3 protein-coding genes are annotated in these 5,152 nt (G+C 37.8%); all 3 read right to left on the bottom strand.

The genetic code is table 11. The features are described from left to right. On the bottom strand, window positions 1–1,534 hold a 1,534-nt coding region (locus RLO81_RS10415; protein WP_350111094.1), incomplete at its 3' end, for a glycine--tRNA ligase. 48 nt (window positions 1,535–1,582) lie between these two features. Further along, window positions 1,583–3,277: a sensor histidine kinase gene (locus tag RLO81_RS10410; protein ID WP_350111091.1), complete on the bottom strand. Its 1,695-nt coding sequence runs from the start codon at window positions 3,275–3,277 to the stop codon at window positions 1,583–1,585. Window positions 3,278–3,338: 61 nt separating this feature from the next. Continuing rightward, window positions 3,339–5,152, bottom strand: a 1,814-nt coding sequence (locus tag RLO81_RS10405) for a monovalent cation:proton antiporter family protein (protein WP_350111088.1), incomplete at its 5' end; no start/stop codon positions are given.

Raw genomic sequence — 5,152 nt, 5'->3', positions numbered from 1 at the left:
TTAACAATGTGGTTAGGGAAACCAGTTCTTCTACTCGCTTTTGTAATTCATTTATGTTAATTCTCTCTTGTTCTGACGTATCCCTGAACCTCAATGTAACTGTATTATCTTCTAAGGTTTGGTGATCAACCGTTACACAATATGGTGTGCCAATAGCATCCTGTCTTCTGTATCGTTTACCAATTGCATCTTTCTCATCATACTGGCAGTTGAAATCCAGCTTCAATGAGTCCATTATATCTCTACCCTTTTCTGGCAACCCATCTTTTTTTAATAATGGAAGAATGGCCACTTTATAGGGTGCAAGAGCAGCAGGAATTTTTAGAACAGTTCTTTCGCTGCCATCTTCCAAAGTTTCTTCTTTATATGCTGCTGTTAAAACTGCCAGGAACATTCTATCCAAACCGATAGAAGTTTCAATGACATAAGGCACATAGCTTTTATTTTCTTGCGGATCGAAGAATTGTAGTTTTTTACCTGAATGTTCTTCATGAGCTTTCAGGTCAAAGTCCGTTCTACTATGAATACCTTCTAATTCTTTGAAGCCCATTGGGAAATTGAATTCAATATCACAGGCAGCATTGGCATAGTGTGCCAAGTTCAAATGATCATGGAAACGATAATTATCCTCACCCAGACCAAGTATCTTATGCCATTTGATACGAGTTTCTTTCCAATGCTCGTACCACTTTAGTTCTTCACCAGGTTTCACAAAAAACTGCATTTCCATTTGCTCAAACTCGCGCATTCTGAAGATAAACTGTCTGGCTATAATTTCATTTCTAAAGGCTTTACCTATTTGTGCTATCCCAAAAGGGATTTTCATCCTTCCCGTTTTTTGAACGTTTAGAAAGTTTACAAATATACCTTGAGCAGTTTCAGGCCTTAAATATATTTTACTGGCACCATCAGCTAATGAACCCAATTCTGTAGAGAACATGAGGTTAAACTGCCTAACATCCGTCCAGTTTTTTGAACCGGAAACGGGATCTGCAATTCCAAGTTCTTCAATAAGTGCTTTTAGATCATTGAGTTTTTCTGATTCCAATGCAGTTTTCATCCTTGCATTGATATCATCAATTTGCTTTTGATAATCAATAACTCTGCCATTAGTAGCCAAGTACTGATCCTTATCAAAGGCATCACCAAATCGCTTGGCCGCTTTTTCTACTTCTTTGTCAATTTTGGCTTCAATTTTAGCAATATGATCTTCAATCAAAACATCGGCACGATATCTCTTTTTTGAGTCTTTATTATCGATCATCGGATCATTGAATGCATCCACATGGCCAGAAGCTTTCCAGGTAGTTGGATGCATAAAAATGGATGCATCTAAACCAACAATGTTTTCGTTCATCTGAACCATGGCCTTCCACCAAAATGTCTTGATATTATTCCTTAGCTCTACACCATTCTGACCGTAATCATAGGCAGCTGCCAACCCATCATAAATTTCGCTTGAAGGAAATACAAACCCATACTCCTTGGCATGAGCTATGATCTTTTTTAACAAATTATCGTCCTGTTGTGCCATAGCGCGCAAAGATATAAAAATGAATAGATAAGGGCGGGATTTAGTTTCTTATACTTTTTGAACTGGCAAATTCACGAAGAAGCAAGAGCCTTTACCCCCCTCTGATGTGAGCCCGATTGTCCCGTTTAACTTCGTTACCATCTCTTTGGCAATGTATAAACCAAGGCCTGAACCTTCCGATTTTTCACTGGCCCTAAAAAACATATTGAAGATTTTATCCTGCAATTCTTCTTCGATGCCAAGTCCATTGTCTTCCACTTTCACAGTAATTGAATTAGGATGATCTTCAGCGATCACTTTTATTACCTGTGACTCCTTTGACCAATCGTGGTACTTAATTGCATTGGCCAGAAGGTTATTTAAAACTATTTTTAGTCGGCCTTTGTCAGTCTTGATAGTGAAATCTTCATCCACTTGAATATGGAAATGTATTTCTTCACTTCGATCGAAGAACTGGAGACCCTCTATTAGTTCTGCAATGAGGCTCTTTAGGTTAACTTCTTCCAGCGAAATGTCTAATCGGGAATTTCTTGAGTAGTCAATAATTTCTGCAATAAAACCATTTAGTGCTTGCACCCTGTTTTCTATCATGCGCAAGCACTCTGTCATCTCGGCTTCATCTTTAGATTGAACCGCTACATTTACCAATCCCTGAATAGAACTCAATGGTGCTTTTAGATCGTGGGAAGTACTATATACAAAACGATCCAGCTCTTCATTGGTCTTTTCTAAAAGTGTATTTTGTTCTTCTAATTGTTTAAAAGCCTTTTTCAGGTCGTCTACCTCCACAATAGTGCCTACCATTCTTACAGCCTCCCCTTTTTCGTTCCATTCTGCCTGCCCCGTATCCAAAACCCACACATACGAACCATCGCTTCTTTTAAATCTCATTTCCGAATGAAATGGCTTATGCTCCTTTAAATGTTCCGATAATTTCTGATCGAATTGTGCTAAATCGTCAGGGTGGATAACTCTTCTAATTTGCTCTGAATCTATGTTAGCATATTTAAAATCGGGATAATCCAGTAATGTCATTAATTGAGGACTAATAAAAATGTGGTCATTTACAATATCCCAATCCCATATGCCTGCACTTGATCCCTTTATTGCTAGTTCAAATCGTTTTTTATTTGACCTTAATTCTTCGGTTGTTTCAATTAAATCAGATTCTGAAAGGGCATTCAGGTTTAACAGAAATGTAATTATGACAATGGAAGTAATAGAGGCTACTGTGAAATTTATTAAAAAGTTTAGTTGGGCATCTTCTGCTGTAAAGTCGGTTTTAGGCAAAAAGTCAAATTCTACTGAATAGGCAATGAAAAATAGTAAAAGCGAGAATAATGAAAGTGCTATCGCATATTTTTTACCCTCAAAACCAAATAGGGCAAATGAGCCCAACATACAAATAATAAATAACATGAACGACCCTGTGCCTTGAAACTCCCTCTCGAAAGTGATAAATACGACCAAATTAGCACCCACCATCAGGAAGTTTTTAGCAATTTTTGTATAGCCTGCTCTGTTAATGAGTAGAGAGCCTACACCAACTGTGGCTAATAAAATATATTCAGGAACGGAAGAGGTGGATCCTAAAATAGCATCGACAACGAAATAAAAAACACTAAGAATCAGACAAATAAGGCTCAACTGACCGGTAAGAATTGCACGTTTTTCATCCGATATAGAATTGAACTCAGTAGTATTTCCTAAATAAAGCTTTTTATAAAAATGACTCTTAAGCAAAACGTGATTTTAATTATAATTATTAAAGCTATAATTAAATAATTTAAAAACCACGTTGATTCTAATTTGTGCTGTCGAAAAGTAGGGTCATTTTTTTCAAACTTTCGTTGGAACCAACCATTGTTACCCAATCGCCTTTACGTAGGCGTGTATAACCATGAGAAATAATCATTTGACCTTTTCTTCTTATCGAAAGGATAATTATATCCGCTGGTAGCCTTAAGTCCCGAAGTGGCATACCATATAAATCTTTGTTTAACACCTGCAGATCCAGCGTATCTTGACCTTCTTGCATGCCTAGAAGGAGCGATGTGGCCTGCGGTGATCTTACAAAGTGATCCATGAGACTAACCATAGCTGTTGAAGGGTCAACAATAAGGGCTCCCAGATTATGAAATTTGTCAAAATTATATCTATGATTAAGTCTTACTACCACATCCTTGGTGCCAATTTTTTCATAAATCAACTCGCACAACTTTAGATTTTCTTCATCAGTAAGCATTAAAACAATGGCCTCTGATTTTTTGGCATCTACTTTCACAAGAGAGTCTAAATCGAGATTCTCAACGATTCGTATATCTACATCCGGAAATTGAGATTTGCTTAAATCTTGCTTCCGGGTTACGAGCTTAACTTCCCAACCATGGCTTTTTAGCTGTCTGGCAAGCGCTATAGACTGACTTTCAAAGCCAATTACGATTGCATCACGAATGCCGTCAAAATCGGGAATTGTTGCTCTTTCATGGTTCTCACCCACTTTGGTGATAGCCCACTTAAATAATGGCGGGCCGATAAGTTGGTTCATGATAATAACTGAAATTGCTAGTGTGGCAAATTCCTGCCCCCAGCCGGGAAATGTGTCTATCACGGTGGTAACTAACCCAAGCCCTACGCCCGCCTGTGTTAGAAAAGCCATCCAGTATACAGACGATCTTCTTGGTGGTTCATTACTAATTTTTGCCCCAATTCCGGTACCTATAAAAAGCAAAACGGCATTAAGTGCTAGTAAAATCAAAGCTGATGGCAGTACTTCATAGATCAGCTGAACGTTTAACATGGCTCCCACTGCCGTGAAAAAGGCACAATAGATATAGGGGCCTATATCATGAATTATCTTGATAAATTCTTGCCTGTACCTTGTATAATTGGTAATTCGATAACCAGCAACAACGCACATTAATAGTGGTTCGAGGTGAAGAGATTCTGACCATAATTTTTGTGGAAGATAAGATAAAAAATCACTTACACCATAGATGATAAACCCAAGAACGAGTAATAAAATACCTTTAACAGGCAGTTTTAGTTTTGCTGCTAGTAATAGCTTTAATACAAATGCAAAACCCAACCCCAATGCAATAGAACCTGCTATTTCAAAAAGTATTTTAATTAGCGAGATAATATTCACATCGGCACCCTCATATAGGGCTATACCGAAAGAGAGTACCATTGCAAATAATATAATCACCAGGAAATCTAGAAGAACAGTCGTGCCCATTACCGAACTGGTATATGAACCTTTGGCGCGCATTTCATTAATTACGGGAATAACAGAAGATGGCGATCGCGCACAGAATATGGCACTAATCAGCATGGCTATAACAAGCCTGTTTGGCCATGGTAAGTTGGCAGAAAATGGCACCAGTTGTTCAATGAAAAAAATAGAAACAACCAATAGGGTAAACGTTATGCCTAATTGCCCAATGGTGAGCCATTTAATGTTATTTAAACTGCTTCGTAAATTTTTAATATATAATTCTGAAGCTGCTGCAAAAGCAATAAAGGAAAGCGCTATTTCATTAATCACTTTTAAGTGAACAATGGAAGCAGATGGTATTAATCCCAGAACAAATGGGCCTGCAAGCACTCCAACCACCA

The organism is Fulvivirga sp., from assembly GCF_040220315.1.
Classification (GTDB): domain Bacteria; phylum Bacteroidota; class Bacteroidia; order Cytophagales; family Cyclobacteriaceae; genus Fulvivirga.
Note: the sequence above shows the minus strand (reverse complement) of the source record. Positions and strands in the feature narration are given on the sequence as shown.